Below are 19,637 nucleotides of genomic sequence, written 5' to 3' on the forward strand. Positions count from 1 at the left end.
GCTGCTTTACTGCCTACCGCTTGAAACCTGCTGCTTGGAGCCGTGTATCAGAAGTTGCCCTGGACCCAGCTCTTGATGCGATCGAGCAAGGCGGCCTTGGGCTCGTCGCTGCTGTAGCTGTCGCGGTTGCCGATACCGGAGAACTGGATACCGTCGGACTGCTTCTGCAATCCGTACTGCAACAGGCCGACACCGGTGGAATAGATCGGGTTGCGCACGACGTCGGTCAGGCCCTTGACACTGTGGGGCACGCCCAGGCGCACCGGCATGTGGAAAATCTCCTCGGCCAGCTCCACCGCGCCTTCCATCTTCGAGGTGCCGCCGGTGAGCACGATGCCCGCCGGGATCAGGTCCTCGTAGCCGCTGCGACGCAGCTCGGCCTGGATCAGGGTGAACAGCTCGTCGTAGCGCGGCTCGACCACCTCGGCCAGGGCCTGGCGCGACAGTTCGCGCGGCGGACGGTCGCCGACGCTCGGCACCTTGATGGTTTCGCCGGCACCGGCCAGCTTGGCCAGGGCGCAGGCGTAGCGGATCTTGATCTCTTCGGCGTACTGGGTCGGAGTCCGCAGGGCCATGGCGATGTCGTTGGTCACCTGGTCGCCGGCGATCGGGATCACCGCGGTGTGGCGAATCGCGCCTTCGGTGAAGATCGCCATGTCGGTGGTACCGCCGCCGATATCCACCAGGCAGACGCCCAGCTCCTTCTCGTCGTCGGTGAGCACCGCATAGGCCGAGGCCAGTTGCTCGAGGATGATGTCGTCGATTTCCAGGCCGCAGCGACGTACGCACTTCTCGATGTTCTGCGCCGCGTTGACCGCGCAGGTCACCACGTGGACCTTGGCTTCCAGGCGCACGCCGGACATGCCCAGGGGCTCGCGCACGCCTTCCTGGTTATCGATCACGTAGTCCTGCGGCAAGGTGTGCAGGACCCGCTGGTCCGCCGGGATCGCTACCGCCTGGGCCGCGTCCAGGACCCGTTCCAGGTCCGCCGAGCTGACCTCGCGGTCGCGGATCGCCACGATGCCGTGGGAGTTCAGGCTGCGGATGTGATTGCCCGCCACGCCGACGAACGCCGAGTGGATGCGGCAGCCCGCCATCAGTTGCGCCTCTTCCACTGCCCGCTGGATCGACTGCACGGTGGACTCGATGTTCACCACCACGCCCTTCTTCAGGCCGCGGGACGGATGGGTACCGATACCGACGATTTCCAGCGAGCCATCGGCCGCGACTTCGCCCACCAGCGCCACCACCTTGGAGGTGCCGATATCCAGGCCGACGATCATTTTGCCGCTTTGCACATTTGCCATGGTCCTGCCTCTTCTTAATTCTTCGCGACGGCGGGCTGCGCCGTCGTGGGTGCCGCCGGATCGCGCCAGCCGACGGCCAGGCCGTTGGCGTAGCGCAGATCGATGCGCGCGATGTTCGTGATCTGTTCTTTCAGCGTTTTTTCATAAATGGCAATGAAGCGGCGCATCTTCTCCACCAGATGATCGCGACCCAGCAGCAACTCGATTCCCGGCCCGGCACTGCCGGCACCGGTGGTCAGGAACCAGCTGCCACGCTCGCGCAGTTCCAGACGGGCAATCGAGAAGCCCAGCGGCCGCAGCATCTGGCTCAACACCTGATACTGCTGCATCACTTGCTGCTGGGCCCGCTGCGGCCCGAACAACTGCGGCAAGTGTTCATAGTTCGCCAGTTCACGCGGGGTGAAGGCCTGGCCCTGGTTGTTCAACAGCGCCTCGTCGCCCCAGCGGGCCACGGGCAATTGTTCTTCCAGGCGAATCACCACCTGGTCCGGCCACACCCGGCGTACCTCGGCATGGGCGATCCAGGGCATCTGCTCCAGCTCGGTGCGCATGCTCGCCAGGTCGATGGTGAAGAAGCTCGCCGCGACGTAAGGCGCGATTCGCTGCTGCACCGCCTGCTGGCTGATGTAGCTCAAGTCCCCCTGCACCGCGATCTTGGTGATCGGCCGGTCGGCATAGGGCAGAAGGCGCTGGGCGCCCTCGTAGGTGCCGAACCCCAATGCCACCAGCAACACGGGCCAGAACAGGCTTTTCAGGAAGCCGAAATTGGCTTTCGGCAGGCGCACTGACATCGGCTCTTTGGCCACCATCCGGCTGGCACCCCGCGGCACCGGCTTGCGGCCGGGTGCGGGTTGCTGATGACGAAGCGATGCGCCTTGCATGGACTTAACCTCGCGCCTCAAGACTGGCTGCCAGGATGGCCAACACCAGTTGCTGGAAATCCAGACCGGCCGCACGAGCGGCCATCGGCACCAGACTGTGGTCGGTCATGCCTGGAGCGGTGTTCACTTCCAGGAACCAGAACTGCCCCTGGGCATCCTGCATCACATCGGCACGCGCCCAACCGGCGATACCGAGCGCCTCACAGGCCTTGGCCGTGAGATCCATGAGTTCCTGCTCCTTGTCGCTATCGAGGCCGCACGGGATCCGGTACTGGGTATCGGAAGCCAGGTACTTGGCGTCATAGTCGTAGAACGTGTGGGGAGTGCCCAGGGCGATAGGTGGCAACACCTGGCCGCGCAGGGTCGCGATGGTGAACTCGGGACCCTGGATCCATTGCTCGACCAGCACTTGCGAATCATAGGTACTGGCCGCCTTCCATGCCTCGATCAACTCGGAGCTGGTGGTCACCTTGGCCATACCGATACTGGAACCTTCATGGGCCGGTTTGACGATCAAAGGCATGCCCAGTTCCGCCGCCGCGCAAATACAGTCGCTTTCAGAGCTCAGTACCGCATGGCGTGGCGTCGGAATGCCCAGGCTGTGCCAGACCTGCTTGGTCCGCAGCTTGTCCATGGCCAGCGCCGAGGCGAGGATGCCGCTGCCGGTATAGGGAATCCCCAGGCACTCCAGCAGGCCCTGCATGCTGCCGTCCTCGCCGCCACGGCCGTGGAGGATGATGAAGGCGCGATCGATCTTCTCGTTCAGCAGGCGCTGCAAAAGGTCGTCGCCGACGTCAATGCCGAAGGCATCCACGCCGCCGCTCTGCAGGGCTTCGAGTACGGCCTTGCCAGACTTCAGCGACACTTCGCGCTCGGCGCTCTTGCCGCCATACAGCACGGCCACGCGACCGAAGTCGGCCGGGGGCACGGTGGAGAACAGCTTGGCGTAGGCAGCGGTCATTTCGGCGCTCCCTTGCCTGCGGCCACGGCTCCGGCGAACAGTGGACTGTTGAGCAGCTTGGGCGCCAGGCCGCCGATGTCGCCGGCCCCCTGGCACAACAGGATGTCGCCGGCACGCAGCAGCGGCTTGACCAGCGGCGCCAGGTCGACGCCGCGCTCGATATAGATCGGGTCCAATTGGCCGCGCTGGCGGATGCTGTGGCACAGCTGGCGGCTGTCGGCTCCGGGAATCGGCTCTTCACCGGCCGGATAGACTTCCATCAGCAGCAATACGTTGGCATCGGTCAGCACCTGTACGAAATCGTCGTACAGGTCGCGGGTGCGGCTGTAGCGATGCGGCTGGTAGACCATCACCAGGCGGCGCTCCGGCCAGCCACCACGCACGGCCTTGATCACCGCGGCGACCTCGGTCGGGTGGTGCCCGTAGTCGTCCACCAGCATCACGTTGCCACCTTCCACCGGCAGTTCGCCGTAGACCTGGAAACGCCGGCCCACGCCCTGGAAGCCCGACAGGCCCTGGACGATGGCTTCGTCGCTGATGCCTTCGTCGGTGGCGATCGCGATCGTCGCCAGCGAGTTGAGCACGTTATGGTTGCCCGGCATGTTCACCGACACATCCAGTGGCTCGCGGTCGCGACGCAGCACGGTGAAGAAGGTCTGCATGCCCTGCTGGCGAACATTGATCGCGCGTACGTCGGCTTCTTCGTTGAAACCGTAGGTCACGGTCGGCCGCTTGACCTGCGGCAGGATCTCGCGCACCACCGGATCGTCCAGGCACATCACCGCCAGCCCGTAGAACGGCAGGTTGTGCAGGAAGTCGACGAAGGTCTTCTTCAGCTTGTTGAAGTCACCGTCATAGGTCGCCATGTGGTCGGCGTCGATGTTGGTCACCACGGCCACCAGCGGTTGCAGGTGCAGGAAGCTGGCGTCGCTTTCATCGGCTTCGGCGATCAGGTAGCGGCTGGTGCCCAGCTGCGCATTGGTGCCCGCGGCATTGAGCCGGCCACCGATGACGAAGGTCGGGTCCAGGCCGCCAGCGGCGAATACCGAGGCCAGCAGGCTGGTGGTGGTGGTCTTGCCATGGGTACCGGCCACGGCCACGCCGTGGCGATAGCGCATCAGCTCGGCGAGCATTTCCGCGCGCGGTACCACCGGCACGCGCCGCTCCAGGGCGGTAGCGACTTCCGGGTTGGAGGTGTTCACGGCGCTGGACACCACCAGCACGTCGGCATGGGCGGCGTTCTCGGCCCGGTGGCCGATGAAGATCTGCGCCCCGAAGGACTCCAGACGCTCGGTAACCGCCGATGCCTTGAGGTCGGAACCGGATACCTGGTACCCCAGGTTCAGCAGCACCTCGGCGATCCCGCACATGCCCACGCCGCCGATACCGACGAAGTGGATGCGGCGGATGCGGCGCATTTCCGGTTGCGGCATGGCTTTCTGGCTCTCAACCATGGGCCACCTCCAGGCAGATATTCACCACGTCCTGGGTGGCTTCGGGTTTGGCCAGGCGGCGTGCGGCACGGGCCATGTTGTCGAGTCGTTCTGGTTGCATCAAAACCTCTGTCAGGCGCGCGGCAAGGTCCGCTGCACCAGTCGTTCTTTGCGGCATCAGGAAGGCGGCGCCTTCACGAGCCAAATATTCGGCGTTGCGAGTCTGGTGGTCGTCGATCGCATGGGGCAAAGGCACCAGCATCGAGGGCAGACCGGCGGCAGCCAGTTCGCTGACGGTCAACGCACCTGCGCGACAGACCACCAGGTCGGCCCAGCCATAGGCTTGGGCCATGTCTTTGATAAAGGGCTGCACCTGCGCCTCGACGCCAGCGGCGCGATAACGCTCTGCAGTGACCTCATCGTGATTTTTGCCGGCCTGGTGGAACACCTCCGGGCGCAGCTCGGGGGCGACCTGTGCCAGGGCTTGCGGCAGCAGCTTGTTCAACGGCTCTGCGCCCAGGCTTCCACCCAGGATCAGCAAACGTGCCTTGCGTCCGGCCAGGGCCTGGCGCGGTGCTTCGAGGAACAGCTCGGTACGTACCGGATTGCCCGTGGTGCGGCGGCTACCGGAGGCCCCGAAGGTGTCCGGGAAAGCTTCGCAGACTCGGGCGGCCAACGGCACCAGCAGCCGATTGGCGGTACCGGCGACTGCGTTCTGCTCATGAACGATGACCGGAACCGAGGACAATTTGGCGGCAACTCCGCCAGGTCCAGTCACATAACCACCAAAACCCAGCACGCAGACCGGCTTGAGCTGGCGCATGATCCGCCGCGCCTGGAGCACGGCCTTGAGCAGCACGAAAGGCGCCTTGAGCAACGACAGCTTGCTCTTGCCACGCAACCCGGTGACGTTGATCAAATGCAGCGGCAAGCCCGCTGCCGGTACCAGGTCGTTCTCGATTCCCCGCGGGGTGCCCAGCCAGTGCACGGTATAGCCCCGCGCCTGGAACTCCCGGGCACACGCCAGCGCCGGGAACACGTGGCCACCGGTGCCGCCGGCCATGATCAGCACGTTAGCGCCCATGGATCGGCTCCTCGGCAAAATCACTTTCTTTGAACTCCATCTCTTCGCTGCCCAGGTGGGTCCTGCTCTCCCATTCGATACGCAGCAACAAGCCCAGGCAGGCACAGCAGATCACCAGGGAACTGCCGCCATAACTGAGAAACGGCAAGGTCAGGCCCTTGGTTGGCAAAAGGCCGACGTTCACCCCGATGTTGATCAGGAACTGGCCGATCCACAGGAACGAAAGGCCATAGGCGACATAGGCGGCAAAGAACTGCCGGGCCTTCTCGGCCCACAGGCCGATGTACATGCCACGAATGCAAACGAAGACGAACAGCGCCACAGTGCACAGCGAGCCCACCGCCCCCAGTTCCTCGGCCAGTACCGAGAACACGAAGTCGGTGTGGGCTTCGGGCAGGTAGAACTGCTTCTGCACGCTGTTGCCCAGGCCAACGCCCAGCCACTCACCGCGGCCGAAGGCGATCAGTGCCTGGGACAGCTGGTAACCGGCGCCGAACTGGTCGGCCCACGGGTCGGCGAAGTTGGTCAGGCGCGCCATCCGGTAGGGCTGCATCTGGATCAGCAACACCACCGCCGCCACCGCCAGGACCACCATCAGGGAGAAACGGAACAGCCCTACGCCCCCCAGGAACAGCATCGCCGCCGCCGCGCCCATCATGACGACCGTGGCGCCGAAGTCCGGCTCCATCAACAGCAGGCCGGCCATGGGCAACAACACGATGAACGGCTTGAAGAAACCCATCCAGCTTTCGCGTACTTCCTTCTGCCGCCGCACCAGGTAGCCGGCGAGATAGATCACCACGAACACCTTGGCGATCTCGGAAGGCTGGACGTTGAAGAAGCTGAAGCCGATCCAGCGCATCGAACCGTTCACCTCGCGACCGATGCCGGGGACGATCACCATCACCAGCAGGCCGAAGGCGCCGATCAGCATCATCCAGCCCAGGCGCTGCCAGGTGGCGATCGGGATCATCATGGTGACGATGCACGCGCCCAGGCCCAGCAGGATGTAGATCAGGTGCCGGATCATGTAGTACAGCGCGCTGCCGGACTGGGCCGCGGCCACTTCGGTAGATGCCGAGGCGATCATGATCAGCCCGAGGCCGAGCAGCGTCAGGCAGCCGGCGAGCATCGGGAAGTCGAGGTCGACGCCGCGTCCGGTGATGATCGGCGATGGATAAGGCTTGATGATGTTCCTCAGGTTCATGCCAGCTCCTCCACGATGCGGACGAACTGGTGACCACGGTCTTCGTAGTTCTTGAACATGTCGAAACTGGCGCAGGCAGGCGACAACAGCACCACATCGCCCGCTTGGGCAACGGCCCGGCACTGGGCCACCGCGTCAGGCAGCGAAGCGGCGCGGATCAGCGGCACACCATCGCCAATGGCCTGGCCGATCTGCTCGGAGTCCCGGCCCATCAGGACCACGGCACGGCAGTTGGCCGCCACTGGACCACGCAGGTCCTTGAAGTCGGCACCCTTGCCGTCGCCACCGGCGATCAGCACGATCTTGCCGGAGATGTCCGCGCCCAGGCCTTCGATGGCGGCCAGGGCGGCACCCACGTTGGTGGCCTTGGAGTCGTTGTAGTAACCGACGTCATCCAGGTCACGGACCCACTGGCAACGGTGCTCCAGCCCGGCGAAATTGCGCAGCGCCGCGAGCATGGCGTCGAACGGCAGGCCCACCGCATGCCCCAGGGCCAGGGCCGCCAGGGCGTTGGACTGGTTATGGGCACCGCGAATCTTCAGTTCGCGCACCGGCATCAGGTTCTGGAACTCGAAAGCCAGGTACTTCTCGCCATTCTCCTCACGCAGGCCGAAGGCCTTGAAGTCCGGCGCCCCCAGGCCAAAGCTCCAGCACGGCAGCCCCTCACCCACCAGCGGTCGGGTCAGGGCGTCCTGGCGGTTGAACACCACTTGCCGGGCACCGCGGAAAATCCGGTGCTTGGCCAGGTGGTAGGCCGGCAGGCCGCTGTAGCGGTCCATATGGTCTTCGCTGATGTTCAACACGGTGGCCACTTCGGCACCGAGCTGGTCGGTGGTTTCCAGCTGGAAGCTGGACAACTCCAGGACGTAGAGTTCGACATCATCGCCGAGCAGGTCCAGTGCCGGGGTCCCGAGGTTACCGCCCACGGCGACGCGCTTGCCGGCAGCGGCAGCCATCTCGCCCACCAGGGTGGTCACGGTGCTCTTGGCATTGGAGCCGCTGATGGCGACGATCGGCGCCTTCGCGTTACGCGCGAACAGCTCGATGTCACCGGACAATTTCACCCCACGGGCGGCGGCGGCCTGCAGGGCCGGAGTCGCCAGGGCCAGGCCGGGACTCACGTAGAGCTCGTCGGCACGGCACAGGAAGTCGACGTCCAGCTCGCCACAACGCACTTCCACCTGTGGATAGTCACGGCGCAGCGTGGCCAGCTCCGGCGGATTTTCCCGCGTATCGGCCACCGCAAAAGCAACGCCCCGGCTCGCCAGGAAGCGAACCAGGGACATGCCGCTCTTGCCGAGGCCGACAACGATGCGGAAGTGGTCGGAAGCGATCAGGGACACTCGTTCTACCTCAGCTTCAGGGTGGCAAGGCCGATCAGCACGAGAATCACGGTGATGATCCAGAAACGGACGATCACGCGTGGCTCAGGCCAGCCCTTGAGTTCAAAGTGGTGGTGGATCGGCGCCATGCGGAACACTCGCTTGCCGGTCAGCTTGAACGAAGCGACCTGGATCACCACGGAAAGGGTTTCCATCACGAACACACCGCCCATGATGAACAGCACGATTTCCTGGCGCACGATCACCGCGATGGTGCCCAGCGCCGCACCCAGCGCCAGGGCGCCGACGTCGCCCATGAACACCTGGGCCGGATAAGTGTTGAACCACAGGAAGCCCAGGCCGGCACCGATCAGCGCGCCGCAGAACACGATCAGTTCACCTGCCCCCGGCACATAGGGGATCAGCAGGTATTCGGCGAACTTCACGTTACCCGACAGGTAGCAGAAGATGCCCAAGGCACCGCCGACCATCACCGTCGGCATGATCGCCAGGCCATCGAGGCCATCGGTCAGGTTGACCGCGTTGCTCGAACCGACGATGACGAAATAGGTCAGGACCACGAAGCCGGCCCCCAGGGGAATGCCCACGTCCTTGAGCATCGGGATCAGCAGGGTGGTATCCACCGGGCTTTGCGCGGTCATATAAAGGAAGAGCGCCGCGCCCAGGCCGAACACCGATTGCCAGAAGTACTTCCAGCGGCTTGGCAGGCCCCGGGAGTTCTTTTCGATCACCTTGCGGTAGTCGTCGACCCAGCCGATGGCACCGAAGGCCAGGGTCACCAGCAGCACGACCCAGACATAGTGGTTGCGCAGGTCGGCCCAGAGCAGGGTGCTGACACCGATGGCCGAGAGGATCAAGGCGCCGCCCATGGTCGGCGTACCGGATTTGGACAAGTGCGATTGCGGGCCATCGTTACGTACGGCCTGGCCAATCTGCCGATTCTGCAGCGTACGGATCATCCACGGACCCAGGCACAGTGCCAAAGACAAGGCGGTCAGCACCCCCAGAATCCCGCGCAGGGTCAGGTACTGGAAGACCGCGAAGCCTTTGTAGAACTGTTGCAGGTACTCCGCTAGCAGCAGCAGCATTAATGTTTCACTCCGTCTTTTTCTTGAAGATGGGAGCCGCACAGGGCCGCAACGATGTTCTCCATCGCCGCGCTGCGCGATCCCTTGATCAAAATGGTGGTGTTTGGATCTTGCTCGACGTCCAGGGCGGCAATCAGTTCAGCCTGGCTGGCGAAGTGGCGCGCATGCTCGCCAAAGGCTGTGACGGCATGCGCCATCATCGGGCCTACGGCGTAGAGGGCCGAAACCTTGCCAGCGGCATATGCACCTACGTCGCGGTGCCCCTGCTCCGCCCAGTCGCCCAACTCGCCGATGTCTCCGAGCACCAGGACGGTGCGGCCGGAAAAGCCGGCGAGTATATCAACGGCAGCGCACATTGAGGTGGGGTTTGCGTTGTAAGTGTCATCGATCACCCGTATGCCATTGCTGGCCAACTGGGCGACAGTGCGGCCCTTGACCGGCTGCACCGCGTTCAGGCCGGTGGCGATGCCGAACAACGATACGCCCATGGCGTGGGCAGCCGCGGCTGCAGCCAGGGCATTGGCGACGTTATGGGTGCCCAGCAGGTTCAACTGGACCTGCTCGGTGCCCTTGGGGCTATGCAGGGTAAAGGACGGGCAGCCACGGGCATCGCGTCCGATATCGGAGGCGTAGAAATCCGCTGCGCTGTCGGTCAGGGCGAAACTCAGGACTTGGCGCCCAGCAGCGCGGGCCTTCCAGATCGAAAATGCCTTGTCATCCAGGTTCAGCACGGCAACTCCGGAAGCATCCAGCCCTTCCAGGATTTCGCCCTTGGCCTCGACGATTTTTTCCGGACCACCGAACTCGCCGACGTGGGCAGTGCCGGCGTTGTTGAGGATTGCCACCTGGGGACGGGTCATCGCCACGGTGTAGGCGATTTCCCCCATCCGCGAGGCACCCAGCTCGATGACCGCGGCGCTGTGCTCCGGGGCCAGCTCCAGCAGGGTCAGGGGTGCACCCAGGTCGTTGTTCAGGTTGCCGCGGGTGGCGAGTACCGGCCCGCGGGTACGCAGGATGCTCGCCAGCATCTCCTTGACCGTGGTCTTGCCGCTGGAACCAGTGACGGCCGCTACTGGATGGGTGAAGGCACTACGGTTCAGCGCCCCCAGCTGGCCCAGCGCCAGGCGCGTATCCTTGACCAGCAACTGCGGCAGCGTGCTGTCGGGAATCTCTCGCTCTACCAGCGCAGCCACCGCGCCCTTGCCAGCCACCTCGTTCAGGTAATCATGGCCATCGAAGCGCGGGCCGGTGAGTGCCACGAACAACTGGCCCGGCTGGATCGCCCGGCTATCGATGCTCACGCCACTAAAACGGGCATCGCCCGCGATCAGGCGGGCGTTCAATGGAGCGGCTACTTCACTGAGCTTCAGGGGCTTAAGCATGGGCCACCTCCCACGCAGCCAAGGCCTTGCCCGCCTCGACGAGATCGGAGAAGGCATGGCGCTGACCGTTGATCTCCTGATAATCCTCATGCCCCTTGCCGGCCAGCACCACCACGTCATCAGCCGAGGCGGAGGCGATCAGGCGGGCGATGGCAGGTCCACGACCGGGGATGAACTCCACTTGGTCCGCGTTCAGGAAGCCGGCGCGGATATCGGCGAAGATCTGCGTTGGGTCTTCAGTGCGCGGGTTGTCATCGGTGACCAGCACGCCATCGGCCAGGCGCTCGACCACCTCGGCCATCAGCGGCCGCTTGCCACGGTCGCGATCACCACCACAACCGAACAGGCACAGCAGGCGGCCCTTGGCATGGGGCCGCAGGGCCAGCAGTACTTTTTCCAGGGCATCCGGGGTATGGGCATAGTCGACCACGACCAATGGCTGCTGACCGCCTCCCAAGCGCTGCATGCGCCCGGCCGGGCCTTCCAGCTTGGGCAGGACCGCAAGGATCTCGTCCAGCGCATATTCCAGGCCCAGCAAGGCGCCCACCGCGGCCAGCAGGTTGCTCAGGTTGAAGCGTCCCAGCAGGCTGCTGCGCAGGTGATGCTCTCCTTGCGGAGTCACCAGGGTCGCGCGCACGCCGTCGTCATCGAAGCGAGCTTCGCGGCAATACAGATAGGCGCTGGCATCTTCCTGGCTGTAGGTAATCAGCCGTGATTCGTGAAGCTCGGATGCCAGCTTGCGGCCAAAATCGTCGTCGAGGTTGATCACCCGGCAACGCAGGTCGGTCCAGTGGAACAGTTTGGCCTTGGCCTCGCCGTAGGCCTGCATGGTTCCGTGATAATCCAGGTGGTCACGGGACAGGTTGGTCAGCACCGCGACATCGAAGGCCAGGGCGGTCACCCGGCCCTGGTCCAGGCCATGGGAGGAAACTTCCATGGCCACGGCCTTGGCCCCGGCACTCTTCAAGTCGGCCAGGGCCGCCTGGACAGCGATGGGGTTCGGCGTGGTGTGCAGGCCACTTTGCAGTGCGCCATGGAAGCCGGTTCCCAAGGTGCCCACCAGGCCACAACGCTGGCCAAGCAGATCCAGGGCCTGGGCCACTAGTTGGGTCACGCTGGTCTTGCCATTGGTGCCAGTCACGCCCACCAGGTTCAGTTGACGACTCGGCTCGCCATAGAAGCGCCCGGCGATGTCCGACAGCTGCGCAGCCAGACCCTTGACCGGGATCAGCGGAACGTCGGTCAGCGGCAGCACTGTGGCGCCTTCTACTTCATAGGCCACTGCCGCCGCACCACGCTGCAGCGCATCGGCGATGTGTTCACGACCGTCGAACCTGGCGCCCGGCACGGCCAGGAACAGATCACCGGCACGTACATTGCGGCTGTCCAGGGCCAGCTCGCGGATCAGCAAGTCGCGACCGGCGTGGGCAAAGATCTTGTTCAGGCTAAGGGACATCAGCCACGCCCTCCATTGGCTCGTACTGGGGTGCCGGTGGCATTGGCCTGTTGCGTGGTCGGCAGGTTATCCGGGGAGATGTTCATCAGGCGCAGGGTGCCGGACATCACTTTGCTGAATACCGGGGCCGATACCAGGCCACCGAAATAACCGGCCTTGCTCGGCTCGTCGATCACCACCACGATGGCGTAGCGCGGATCGCTCATGGGACCGAAACCGGCGAACAGCGAGCGGTAGGAGTTCTCGGCATAGCCCTTGGTGCCCACCGAAGTCTTGCGCGCGGTACCACTCTTGCCCGCGACGTGATACGCCGGGACCTGGGCGCGGAACACCCCGCGCGGGGCCTCGATCACCTGCTGGAGCATGCCCTGCATGGTCTTGGCGACTTTCTCCGGGATCACCTGGGTGGTTTGTGGCGCCTTGTCGGACTTGATCAGCGTCAGTGGGGCGATGCGCCCGTTGTTGGCCAAGGCGGAGAACGCATGCACCAACTGGATCGCGGTCACCGAGATACCGTAGCCATAAGACAGCGTCGCGGTCTCGGCCTTGCGCCACTCCCTATAGTTGGGGAGATTGCCAACGCGCTCCCCCGGAAAGCCAAGGCCGGTGTCCTGGCCCAGGCCGATTTTCTGCGCCAGGCGGAAAATGGTTTCGCCACCGATGTCGAAGGCGATCTTGCTCATGCCAACGTTACTGGAATTGATCAGGATGCCGGTCAGGTCGAGGATCGGACCTTCAGTCTTGGACACGTCGCGGATGGTGTACTTGCCCAACTGCAGGGTGCCCGGATAGACCTCGACGGTGTCGCTGGGCTTCCACCGCCCGGTTTCCAGCGCGGCACTCATGGAGATGGCCTTCATGGTCGAGCCAGGCTCGAAGACGTCGATCATCGCCCGGTTACGCATCATCGCCGGCTGCAGGTTGCGGCGGTTGTTGGGGTTGTAGGTCGGCTGGTTGACCATGGCCAGGATCTCGCCGGTCTTGACGTCCATGATCACCAGGCTGCCGGCCTTCGCGCCGTTCTCGACGATGGCGTTGCGCAGTTCGCGGTTGGCCAGGTACTGCAGGCGCAGGTCGATGGACAACGCCAAGGGCTTGCCGGCCTTGGCGTTCTTGGTGACTTGTACATCCTTGATCAGCCGGCCGCGCCGGTCCTTGATCACCTGGCGCTTGCCCGGCACCCCGGCCAGCCATTCGTCATAGGCCAACTCGACGCCTTCGCGGCCGCGGTCGTCGATATCGGTGAAACCCACCATGTGCGCGGTCACTTCGCCGGCCGGATAGAAGCGCCGGAACTCCTCGATGCCGTAGACACCCGGGACCTTGAGATCGAGCACCGCCTGGCCCTGCTCCGGGGTCAGGCCCCGTACCAGGTAGATGAATTCCTTGTTGGCCTGGGCTTCCAGACGCTCGGTCAGGACCTTGGGATCCTGGCCCAGCGCCATGGCCAGGGCTGGCCAGCGGTCCTTGGCCAGTTGCATTTCCTTGGCGTTGGCCCAAAGGGTGGTCACCGGGGTACTCACCGCCAGCGGCTCGCCGTTGCGATCGGTGATCAGGCCACGGTGCGCGGGAATCGGAATATGCCGCACGCTACGGGCGTCCCCCTGCCCCTTGAGGAAGTCACGATCGACCACTTGCAGGTCGATGATGCGCCAGGCGATCGCCGATACCATGACCGCCAACAAGCCAAGCACCACGCGGAAACGCCAAGGATAAAGAGCACCGTCGAGTTTCATGGCGCCACCATTCGGACTTCGGCCGCGCCGGGGATGTGCATCTTCAGTTGTTCGGTGGCCAGCACCTCGATCCGGCTATGGGCGGTCCAGGTGCTTTGCTCCAGGATCAATCGCCCCCATTCGGCCTGGGCCTTGTCACGCACGCTCAACTCGCCGTACAGCGTATTGAGCAGCTGACGGTTCCAGTGGGCGCTGTAGGACACCGCGATCGCGGAAACCAAAACGCCGATGAACAGCAGAAGCATGAAGAAGCTTCCGCCTGGAAGTGGTTTGGCGAAAAGCTTGCTCACCGAAGCTTCTCCGCGACACGCATGACGGCACTACGGGCACGGGGGTTGGCTTTGAGCTCGGCTTCGGAGGCGAACTGCGCTTTGCCGTGAATCTTGATCTTTGGCTGAAAGGCTTCGAAGCGCACTGGCAGGTTGCGCGGCAGGTTATCGGCCTCACCCTTGGCCAGGCGGCGCATGAACAGCTTGACGATACGATCCTCCAGGGAGTGGAAGCTGATCACCACCAGGCGCCCACCGATTTCCAGGGACTCCAGCGCAGCTTCCAGGCCGGCCTCGAGGTCGCCCAGTTCGTTGTTCACGTGGATACGCAAACCCTGAAACGCCCGGGTCGCCGGGTTCTTGCCCTTCTCCCAGGCAGGGTTGGCCACTTTGAGTACTTCGGCCAGGTCGGCCGTGCGTTCGAAAGGCTGGACTTCGCGGCGCTCGACCACGGCCCGGGCCATGCGGCCGGAGAAACGCTCCTCGCCATATTCCTTGAACACCCGGGCGATTTCTTCTACCGGGGCAGTGGCGATGAACTGGGCAGCGCTGATGCCTCGGCTCGGATCCATGCGCATGTCCAACGGACCGTCATTGAGAAAACTGAAGCCGCGCTCAGGGTCGTCCAGTTGCGGCGAGGACACGCCCAGGTCCAGCAGCACGCCGCTGACCTTGCCATCCAGCCCACGCCCGGCGACCTCGGAACCCAGCTCGGCAAAACTACGCTGCACAACGACAAAGCGGCCGTCTTCGGCCGCTAGCGCTTGCCCGGTGGCAATCGCTTGGGGGTCCTTGTCGAATCCGAGGAGCCGCCCACCTGGCCCGAGCTTGCTGAGAATCAGCCGGCTATGCCCGCCGCGTCCGAATGTGCCATCCAGATAGCAGCCATCAGGACGTACCGCGAGAGCCTCGACGGCTTCGTCAAGCAGTACGGTGATGTGGTTAAAGCCGCTATCAATAGTCACAGGATCAAATCACGCAGTTCATCGGGCATGGCGCCCGGTTGTTGAATAGCTGCCAGGTCAGCTGCAGAAACAGCGTTCCAGGCATCCTCGTCCCACAATTGGAACTTGTTCAGTTGGCCCACCAGCATCGCGCGCTTATCCAACTTGGCATATTCACGCAGGCGCGGTGGCACCAGAAAACGCCCACTCCCGTCGAGCTCGAGATCGACGGCATTACCAATCAGCAATCGCTGCAGCCGGCGGTTCTCTTCACGTAGAGAAGGCAAGGCACGCAGCTTGGTTTCTATCAGCTCCCACTCGTCGAGGGGGTAGACGCACAAACAAGGATCAACGGCGTCGATGGTGACGATCAGCTGTCCGGAACTTCGCGAAACGAGCTCGTCACGATACCGGCTGGGCATGGCTAGCCGGCCTTTGGCATCGAGACTGATAGCGTTGGCTCCGCGAAACACGTCAGCGTTTCTCCAATTTTTAGCGTTTTGCGTCCAAGAAACCCACTTTGTGCCACTTTCCGCCACTTGCGCACACTATAGGAATGCGCCCATACCACCGTCAAGGCACGCGGCGACGGAAAACCCTTATAGAACGGAGATTTAGGAGGCTTAGCGGAGGGGTAACGAAAATTCGAGAGGTGTTCCACGGCATCAACTTCATACAGCTCAGAAAGCTGCATCGCGAAGTTAAAGTAATTTATTAAGAGTAAGATTTTTTCGGTATTACAAAAACGCTTCTGCTATTGAATCAAGCAGGGAAGGAAGTGGTGGAGAGTCGATCTATAAGCCGGGTTCTGTCGAGGACAGTCATTCCTCTACGATGGCCATCACTGGACATCTTTAGCAACCTACCCGGTTCCAGCGCGGGCCACGCCTTGGAACCCTATTTGGTCTTGCTCCGAGTGGGGTTTACCTAGCCACGAACTGTTACCAGACGTGCGGTGCGCTCTTACCGCACCTTTTCACCCTTACCGGCACCGAAGTGCTTAGGCGGTTATTTTCTGTGGCACTTTCCGTAGGCTCACGCCCCCCAGGCATTACCTGGCACTCCGCCCTATGGAGCCCGGACTTTCCTCCCCCCTCTAATTTTCATAGAGGGCAGCGACTGTCCAATCGACTCTCCGCCGCGCAGGTTAACGGCAGAGCGGCCTCAGGACAAGCGATAAAAGCCTTTGGCCACCCTGCTCCGCTATTTATTGCTCTTTCTGCTTCTCCAGGGCGACCTGATACAACACGTTCTTGCGCTCGCCAGTGATTTCAGCAGCCAGTGCCGCCGCCCTTTTGAGCGGCATCTCCTTGAGCAACAGGTCCAGAATTCGCATCGTCTCGCTGCTGATGGCCTCGTCACTCTGCGGAGCAGTCCACCCTGCCACCAAAACCACACATTCCCCACGCTGCTGGTTGGAATCGGATTCGACGAACTGACGCAGCTCGACCAGCGGCAACCCCTTGAGGGTCTCGAACGTCTTGGTCAGTTCTCGAGCCAGCAGCGCCGGGCGATCACCACCGAACACCGCCTCCATATCCTGCAGGCATTCGAGAATGCGATGGGGGGCCTCATAGAAAATCAGCGTACGCGGCTCCTCGCGGACCTGCTCCAGGCGCGCCCGGCGCCCACTGGCCTTGGCTGGCAGGAATCCCTCGAAAATGAAACGATCGGAAGGCAGCCCAGCCGCGGATAGTGCCGCGATCAACGCGCAAGCGCCCGGCACCGGGACGACATCGATTCCCGCGGCCCGGGCCTGGCGCACCAGGTGATAGCCTGGATCGGAGATCAGCGGCGTACCGGCATCGGAAATAAGCGCGACATCCTCACCCGCCAGTAGACGAGTGATGAAGCGACTACCCTCGTCACGCTCATTGTGTTCGTGGCAAGCCGCCAAGGGAGTGGAAATACCAAAGTGCTGCATCAGGCGCTGGGAATGCCGGGTATCCTCAGCAGCGATCAAGGACACCTCGCGCAACAGCTTCAAGGCCCGGGCACTTATATCGTCCAGGTTGCCGATAGGCGTCGCCACCACATAAAGCGAGCCGGCAACGGAATTCATGGAACCTGGAGCAGTCAAAGCGCACACCTCGCGATCGGCAAAAGCATCATTGTACGCACTGGAGGCTGATCAATGCGTATCGTGTTCATTCAAGCACGCATGACACGGCAACATTTGCCTTCGCCAAATAGAGGTTTATCGCCAGCAACATCGCGCCCCGGCCAGTGCTTGGGTACAATTCAACGTTCATTTGATCGAGTATCAGGAACACTTACATGATCGCTTGCCTGCGGCTGTTTATCGCCCTCTGCCTGGCTACCCTTCTGGTGGCCTGCGCCAGCTCGCCCTCCTCCAGCCTTGGCGAACTTCCACGGACACCCGACGCCAGCATCGAGCAACTGCTCGATGAGGCTGCCACCAGCAAAAATCCCGACAAGGCCGCCCTGTTGCGCCTGAGTGCCGCCGACCTGGCCTACCGCCAAGGCAATGCCGGACGCGCCGGACAGATCCTGCAGCAAGTCCAACTGGACCAGCTCAAGCCTGCCCAGCAGATCTTCGCCAGCACTCTGGCAGCGGAACTGGCCATGGCGCGCAACCAGCCCAAGGCGGCATTGACCGCCCTGAGCCATCCGAGCCTGCAGCACCTGGGCGAGCTTCCCGCAGCACAACAGATCCGCACTCTCAGCATTCACGCCCGCGCCCTGGAGGCCGATGGCCAGACCCTGGCTGCTGCCAAGGCACGGATCACCCTGGCTCCCCTGCTGAAGGATGAGGCCGCCGCCAAAAACCACGAAGCCATCTGGACCCTTATCGCCGCCCTGCCTACCGACCAGTTGCAACCTGTCGGGAACGACGACCTGAGCGGCTGGCTGAGCCTGGCCCTCGCCGTCAAGAACGCAGGCACCCTGGAACAGCAGCAGACCGCCATCGACAACTGGCGCACCCAGAATCCAAAACACCCAGCCGCCACCCAACTGCCGCAACCACTGGTCAAGCTCAAGGAACTGGCCAGCCAGCCCGTTTCGAAAATTGCCCTGCTGCTGCCGCAGGAAGGCCCGCTCGCAACGGTTTCCAAAGCCCTGCGCGAAGGCTTCATGGCCGCACACTACCAAGCCCAGCAAGCCGGGCAGAAACCACCCAGCATCGAGTTCTACGACAGCTCGCGCCTGAAAACCCTGGATGAGTTCTATCGCAAGGCCCAAGCCGATGGCGTACAACTGGTAGTCGGCCCCCTGGAAAAGCCGCTGGTCAAACAACTGGCAGCTAGTCCGCAATTACCCATCACCACTCTGGCCCTGAACTACAGCGAAGGCGAACAAGCTCCTGCACAACTGTTCCAATTCGGCCTGGCCGCCGAAGATGAAGCTCGCGAAGCCTCTCGGCGCGCCCGCGCCGACGGCCTGCATCGCGCAGCAGCACTGGTGCCCAAGAGCGAATGGGGCGATCGTGTATTCAAGGCTTTCCGCCAAGACTGGGAAAACAACGGCGGCAGCGTACTGGCCATCGAGCGTATCGACCAACCCGTAGCCCTGGCCCAGCAAATTGCCAACCTGTTCCAGTTGCGCCAAAGCGAAGCACGCGCCAAGAGCCTGCAAAGCACCGTTGGCAGCCAGGTCGCCGCCCAACCGTCGCGCCGCCAGGATATCGAGTTCATTTTCCTCGCCTCCACTCCGCAACAGGCCCAGCAGATCAAGCCAACCTTGAATTTCCAGTACGCTGGTGATGTTCCTGTCTACGCCATTTCCAACGTCTTCAGCGCCAGTGGCGACCAGAACCAGTACAACGACATGAACGGCATCATGTTCTGCGAGACTCCATGGCTACTGGACGTCAACGGCACAATGCGGCGCCAGGTCACCGCCCAATGGCCGCAGGCCGGAGGCAGCCTTGGCCGCCTGTACGCCATGGGTGTCGACGCCTATCGCCTGGCCCCGCGCCTGGGCCAGCTCAAAGCCCTGCCCGACACTCGCATCGACGGCGAATCAGGCAGCCTGGGCATGGCCACAGGACAGCGGATCGAGCGCCAACTGCCATGGGCCAAGTTCGTCAGCGGCCAGATCACTCGCCTGCCCGACACTGTGCGCTGATGTACTCCGGATCACGCCAGCAAAGCGGAAGAGATGCCGAGAGCCTTGCGCTTCGGCATCTCCAACAGCAGGGACTGCGCCTGGTGGCGCAGAACTGGCTGTGCAAACGCGGCGAGCTTGATCTGGTCATGCTTGACGGCGATACAGTAGTATTCGTCGAAGTCCGCTACAGACAACACGCACAATGGGGTGGCGCTCTGGGCAGTATCGATGGGCGCAAGCGCCAAAAACTGATCCTTGCCGCGCAGTTCTTTCTGCAAAGCGAATCACGCTGGTCCAGTCACCCCTGTCGCTTCGACGTGGTCGCCATTGACGGCACCCCGGGCCCCCAAGCCCAGTTGAACTGGCTACGCAACGCCTTTGACGGCTGAAAGACACCCGCAGGCCGCGCCACTTCCACCCAATTTCTTTGCTCTTTGCATTGCGGGCCGCACATTCACGTGCCACCAAGCCCAGC

Annotated in this window: 17 protein-coding genes and 1 other RNA gene; 2 read left to right on the forward strand and 16 right to left on the reverse strand. The window is 63.2% G+C overall.

The genetic code is table 11. The annotated features are described in order from the left end of the window. Nucleotides 1–47: 47 nt before the first annotated feature. The 16 genes from ftsA to rsmI all read right to left on the reverse strand — a co-directional run bounded on the left by ftsA (nt 48) and on the right by rsmI (nt 17,153). Nucleotides 48–1,307 carry a cell division protein FtsA gene (gene ftsA, locus H7A76_RS21095; protein ID WP_053131918.1) on the reverse strand — a complete coding sequence of 420 codons (1,260 nt, stop codon included), beginning with the start codon at nt 1,305–1,307 and terminating at the stop codon, nt 48–50. A 14-nt stretch (nt 1,308–1,321) separates the two neighbouring features. After that, nucleotides 1,322–2,188, reverse strand: a complete 867-nt coding sequence (locus H7A76_RS21100) for a cell division protein FtsQ/DivIB (protein WP_016966667.1) — start codon at nt 2,186–2,188, stop codon at nt 1,322–1,324. A 4-nt stretch (nt 2,189–2,192) separates the two neighbouring features. Further along, the gene (locus tag H7A76_RS21105) at nt 2,193–3,149 is read right to left on the reverse strand and encodes a D-alanine--D-alanine ligase (RefSeq protein WP_185700297.1); all 957 of its coding nucleotides are present in this window, start codon (nt 3,147–3,149) and stop codon (nt 2,193–2,195) included. Then, nucleotides 3,146–4,603 (reverse strand): UDP-N-acetylmuramate--L-alanine ligase, encoded by a 1,458-nt coding sequence (gene murC, locus H7A76_RS21110; protein WP_185700298.1) that lies wholly within the window; start codon nt 4,601–4,603, stop codon nt 3,146–3,148. The genes H7A76_RS21105 and murC overlap by 4 nt, the downstream gene beginning before the upstream one ends. Continuing rightward, on the reverse strand, nt 4,596–5,666 hold the full coding sequence (gene murG, locus H7A76_RS21115; RefSeq protein WP_185700299.1) for an undecaprenyldiphospho-muramoylpentapeptide beta-N-acetylglucosaminyltransferase: 1,071 nt from the start codon (nt 5,664–5,666) through the stop codon (nt 4,596–4,598). The genes murC and murG overlap by 8 nt, the downstream gene beginning before the upstream one ends. After that, nucleotides 5,656–6,873, reverse strand: coding sequence for a putative lipid II flippase FtsW (ftsW, locus tag H7A76_RS21120; protein ID WP_409301671.1), 1,218 nt, complete (start codon nt 6,871–6,873; stop codon nt 5,656–5,658). Before ftsW ends, murG begins: the two co-directional genes overlap by 11 nt. Then, nucleotides 6,870–8,216 (reverse strand): UDP-N-acetylmuramoyl-L-alanine--D-glutamate ligase, encoded by a 1,347-nt coding sequence (murD, locus tag H7A76_RS21125; protein ID WP_185700300.1) that lies wholly within the window; start codon nt 8,214–8,216, stop codon nt 6,870–6,872. Before murD ends, ftsW begins: the two co-directional genes overlap by 4 nt. Before the next feature lie 5 nt (nt 8,217–8,221). Next, the gene (mraY, locus tag H7A76_RS21130) at nt 8,222–9,304 is read right to left on the reverse strand and encodes a phospho-N-acetylmuramoyl-pentapeptide-transferase (protein WP_185700301.1); all 1,083 of its coding nucleotides are present in this window, start codon (nt 9,302–9,304) and stop codon (nt 8,222–8,224) included. Further along, a complete protein-coding gene (murF, locus tag H7A76_RS21135; protein WP_185700302.1) occupies nt 9,304–10,686 on the reverse strand; it encodes a UDP-N-acetylmuramoyl-tripeptide--D-alanyl-D-alanine ligase in 1,383 nt (460 codons plus the stop codon). The genes mraY and murF overlap by 1 nt, the downstream gene beginning before the upstream one ends. Next, on the reverse strand, nt 10,679–12,142 hold the full coding sequence (locus H7A76_RS21140; RefSeq protein ID WP_185700303.1) for a UDP-N-acetylmuramoyl-L-alanyl-D-glutamate--2,6-diaminopimelate ligase: 1,464 nt from the start codon (nt 12,140–12,142) through the stop codon (nt 10,679–10,681). Before H7A76_RS21140 ends, murF begins: the two co-directional genes overlap by 8 nt. Beyond that, a complete protein-coding gene (locus tag H7A76_RS21145; RefSeq protein WP_185700304.1) occupies nt 12,142–13,878 on the reverse strand; it encodes a penicillin-binding protein 2 in 1,737 nt (578 codons plus the stop codon). The genes H7A76_RS21140 and H7A76_RS21145 overlap by 1 nt, the downstream gene beginning before the upstream one ends. Further along, nucleotides 13,875–14,168 (reverse strand): cell division protein FtsL, encoded by a 294-nt coding sequence (gene ftsL, locus H7A76_RS21150; RefSeq protein ID WP_003171871.1) that lies wholly within the window; start codon nt 14,166–14,168, stop codon nt 13,875–13,877. Before ftsL ends, H7A76_RS21145 begins: the two co-directional genes overlap by 4 nt. Then, entirely contained in the window at nt 14,165–15,112 is a 948-nt protein-coding gene (gene rsmH, locus H7A76_RS21155; RefSeq protein ID WP_022640810.1) for a 16S rRNA (cytosine(1402)-N(4))-methyltransferase RsmH, read from the reverse strand. Before rsmH ends, ftsL begins: the two co-directional genes overlap by 4 nt. Continuing rightward, complete coding sequence (gene mraZ, locus H7A76_RS21160) at nt 15,109–15,564, reverse strand: division/cell wall cluster transcriptional repressor MraZ (protein ID WP_011063319.1); 456 nt, start codon at nt 15,562–15,564, stop codon at nt 15,109–15,111. The genes rsmH and mraZ overlap by 4 nt, the downstream gene beginning before the upstream one ends. A 308-nt stretch (nt 15,565–15,872) precedes the next feature. Further along, nucleotides 15,873–16,226: RNase P RNA component class A (rnpB, locus tag H7A76_RS21165), an RNA gene on the reverse strand. A 72-nt stretch (nt 16,227–16,298) separates the two neighbouring features. Then, the gene (rsmI, locus tag H7A76_RS21170; protein WP_185700305.1) at nt 16,299–17,153 is read right to left on the reverse strand and encodes a 16S rRNA (cytidine(1402)-2'-O)-methyltransferase; all 855 of its coding nucleotides are present in this window, start codon (nt 17,151–17,153) and stop codon (nt 16,299–16,301) included. Nucleotides 17,154–17,368: 215 nt separating this feature from the next. Here rsmI and H7A76_RS21175 point away from each other — a divergent pair, with 215 nt between their 5' ends. After that, the gene (locus H7A76_RS21175; RefSeq protein ID WP_185700306.1) at nt 17,369–19,180 is read left to right on the forward strand and encodes a penicillin-binding protein activator; all 1,812 of its coding nucleotides are present in this window, start codon (nt 17,369–17,371) and stop codon (nt 19,178–19,180) included. After that, a complete protein-coding gene (locus H7A76_RS21180) occupies nt 19,180–19,551 on the forward strand; it encodes a YraN family protein (RefSeq protein WP_185700307.1) in 372 nt (123 codons plus the stop codon). Before H7A76_RS21175 ends, H7A76_RS21180 begins: the two co-directional genes overlap by 1 nt. The last annotated feature ends 86 nt before the right edge of the window (nt 19,552–19,637 follow it).

Origin of the sequence: Pseudomonas sp. MSSRFD41 (genome assembly GCF_014230245.1) — a bacterium.
In the GTDB taxonomy this organism is placed as follows: Bacteria; Pseudomonadota; Gammaproteobacteria; order Pseudomonadales; family Pseudomonadaceae; genus Aquipseudomonas; species Aquipseudomonas piscis.

Bases quoted from the DNA above. Each gene is read 5' to 3' on its own strand.
- H7A76_RS21175 (WP_185700306.1), top strand. From the start codon at position 17,369: ATGATCGCTTGCCTGCGGCTGTTTATCGCCCTCTGCCTGGCTACCCTT.
- murG (WP_185700299.1), bottom strand. From the start codon at position 5,666: ATGGGCGCTAACGTGCTGATCATGGCCGGCGGCACCGGTGGCCACGTG.
- H7A76_RS21140 (WP_185700303.1), bottom strand. From the start codon at position 12,142: ATGTCCCTTAGCCTGAACAAGATCTTTGCCCACGCCGGTCGCGACTTG.
- H7A76_RS21100 (WP_016966667.1), bottom strand. From the start codon at position 2,188: ATGCAAGGCGCATCGCTTCGTCATCAGCAACCCGCACCCGGCCGCAAG.
- rsmI (WP_185700305.1), bottom strand. From the start codon at position 17,153: ATGAATTCCGTTGCCGGCTCGCTTTATGTGGTGGCGACGCCTATCGGC.
- H7A76_RS21145 (WP_185700304.1), bottom strand. From the start codon at position 13,878: ATGAAACTCGACGGTGCTCTTTATCCTTGGCGTTTCCGCGTGGTGCTT.
- murF (WP_185700302.1), bottom strand. From the start codon at position 10,686: ATGCTTAAGCCCCTGAAGCTCAGTGAAGTAGCCGCTCCATTGAACGCC.
- H7A76_RS21180 (WP_185700307.1), top strand. From the start codon at position 19,180: ATGTACTCCGGATCACGCCAGCAAAGCGGAAGAGATGCCGAGAGCCTT.
- ftsA (WP_053131918.1), bottom strand. From the start codon at position 1,307: ATGGCAAATGTGCAAAGCGGCAAAATGATCGTCGGCCTGGATATCGGC.
- H7A76_RS21105 (WP_185700297.1), bottom strand. From the start codon at position 3,149: ATGACCGCTGCCTACGCCAAGCTGTTCTCCACCGTGCCCCCGGCCGAC.
- ftsW (WP_409301671.1), bottom strand. From the start codon at position 6,873: ATGAACCTGAGGAACATCATCAAGCCTTATCCATCGCCGATCATCACC.
- murC (WP_185700298.1), bottom strand. From the start codon at position 4,603: ATGGTTGAGAGCCAGAAAGCCATGCCGCAACCGGAAATGCGCCGCATC.
- mraY (WP_185700301.1), bottom strand. From the start codon at position 9,304: ATGCTGCTGCTGCTAGCGGAGTACCTGCAACAGTTCTACAAAGGCTTC.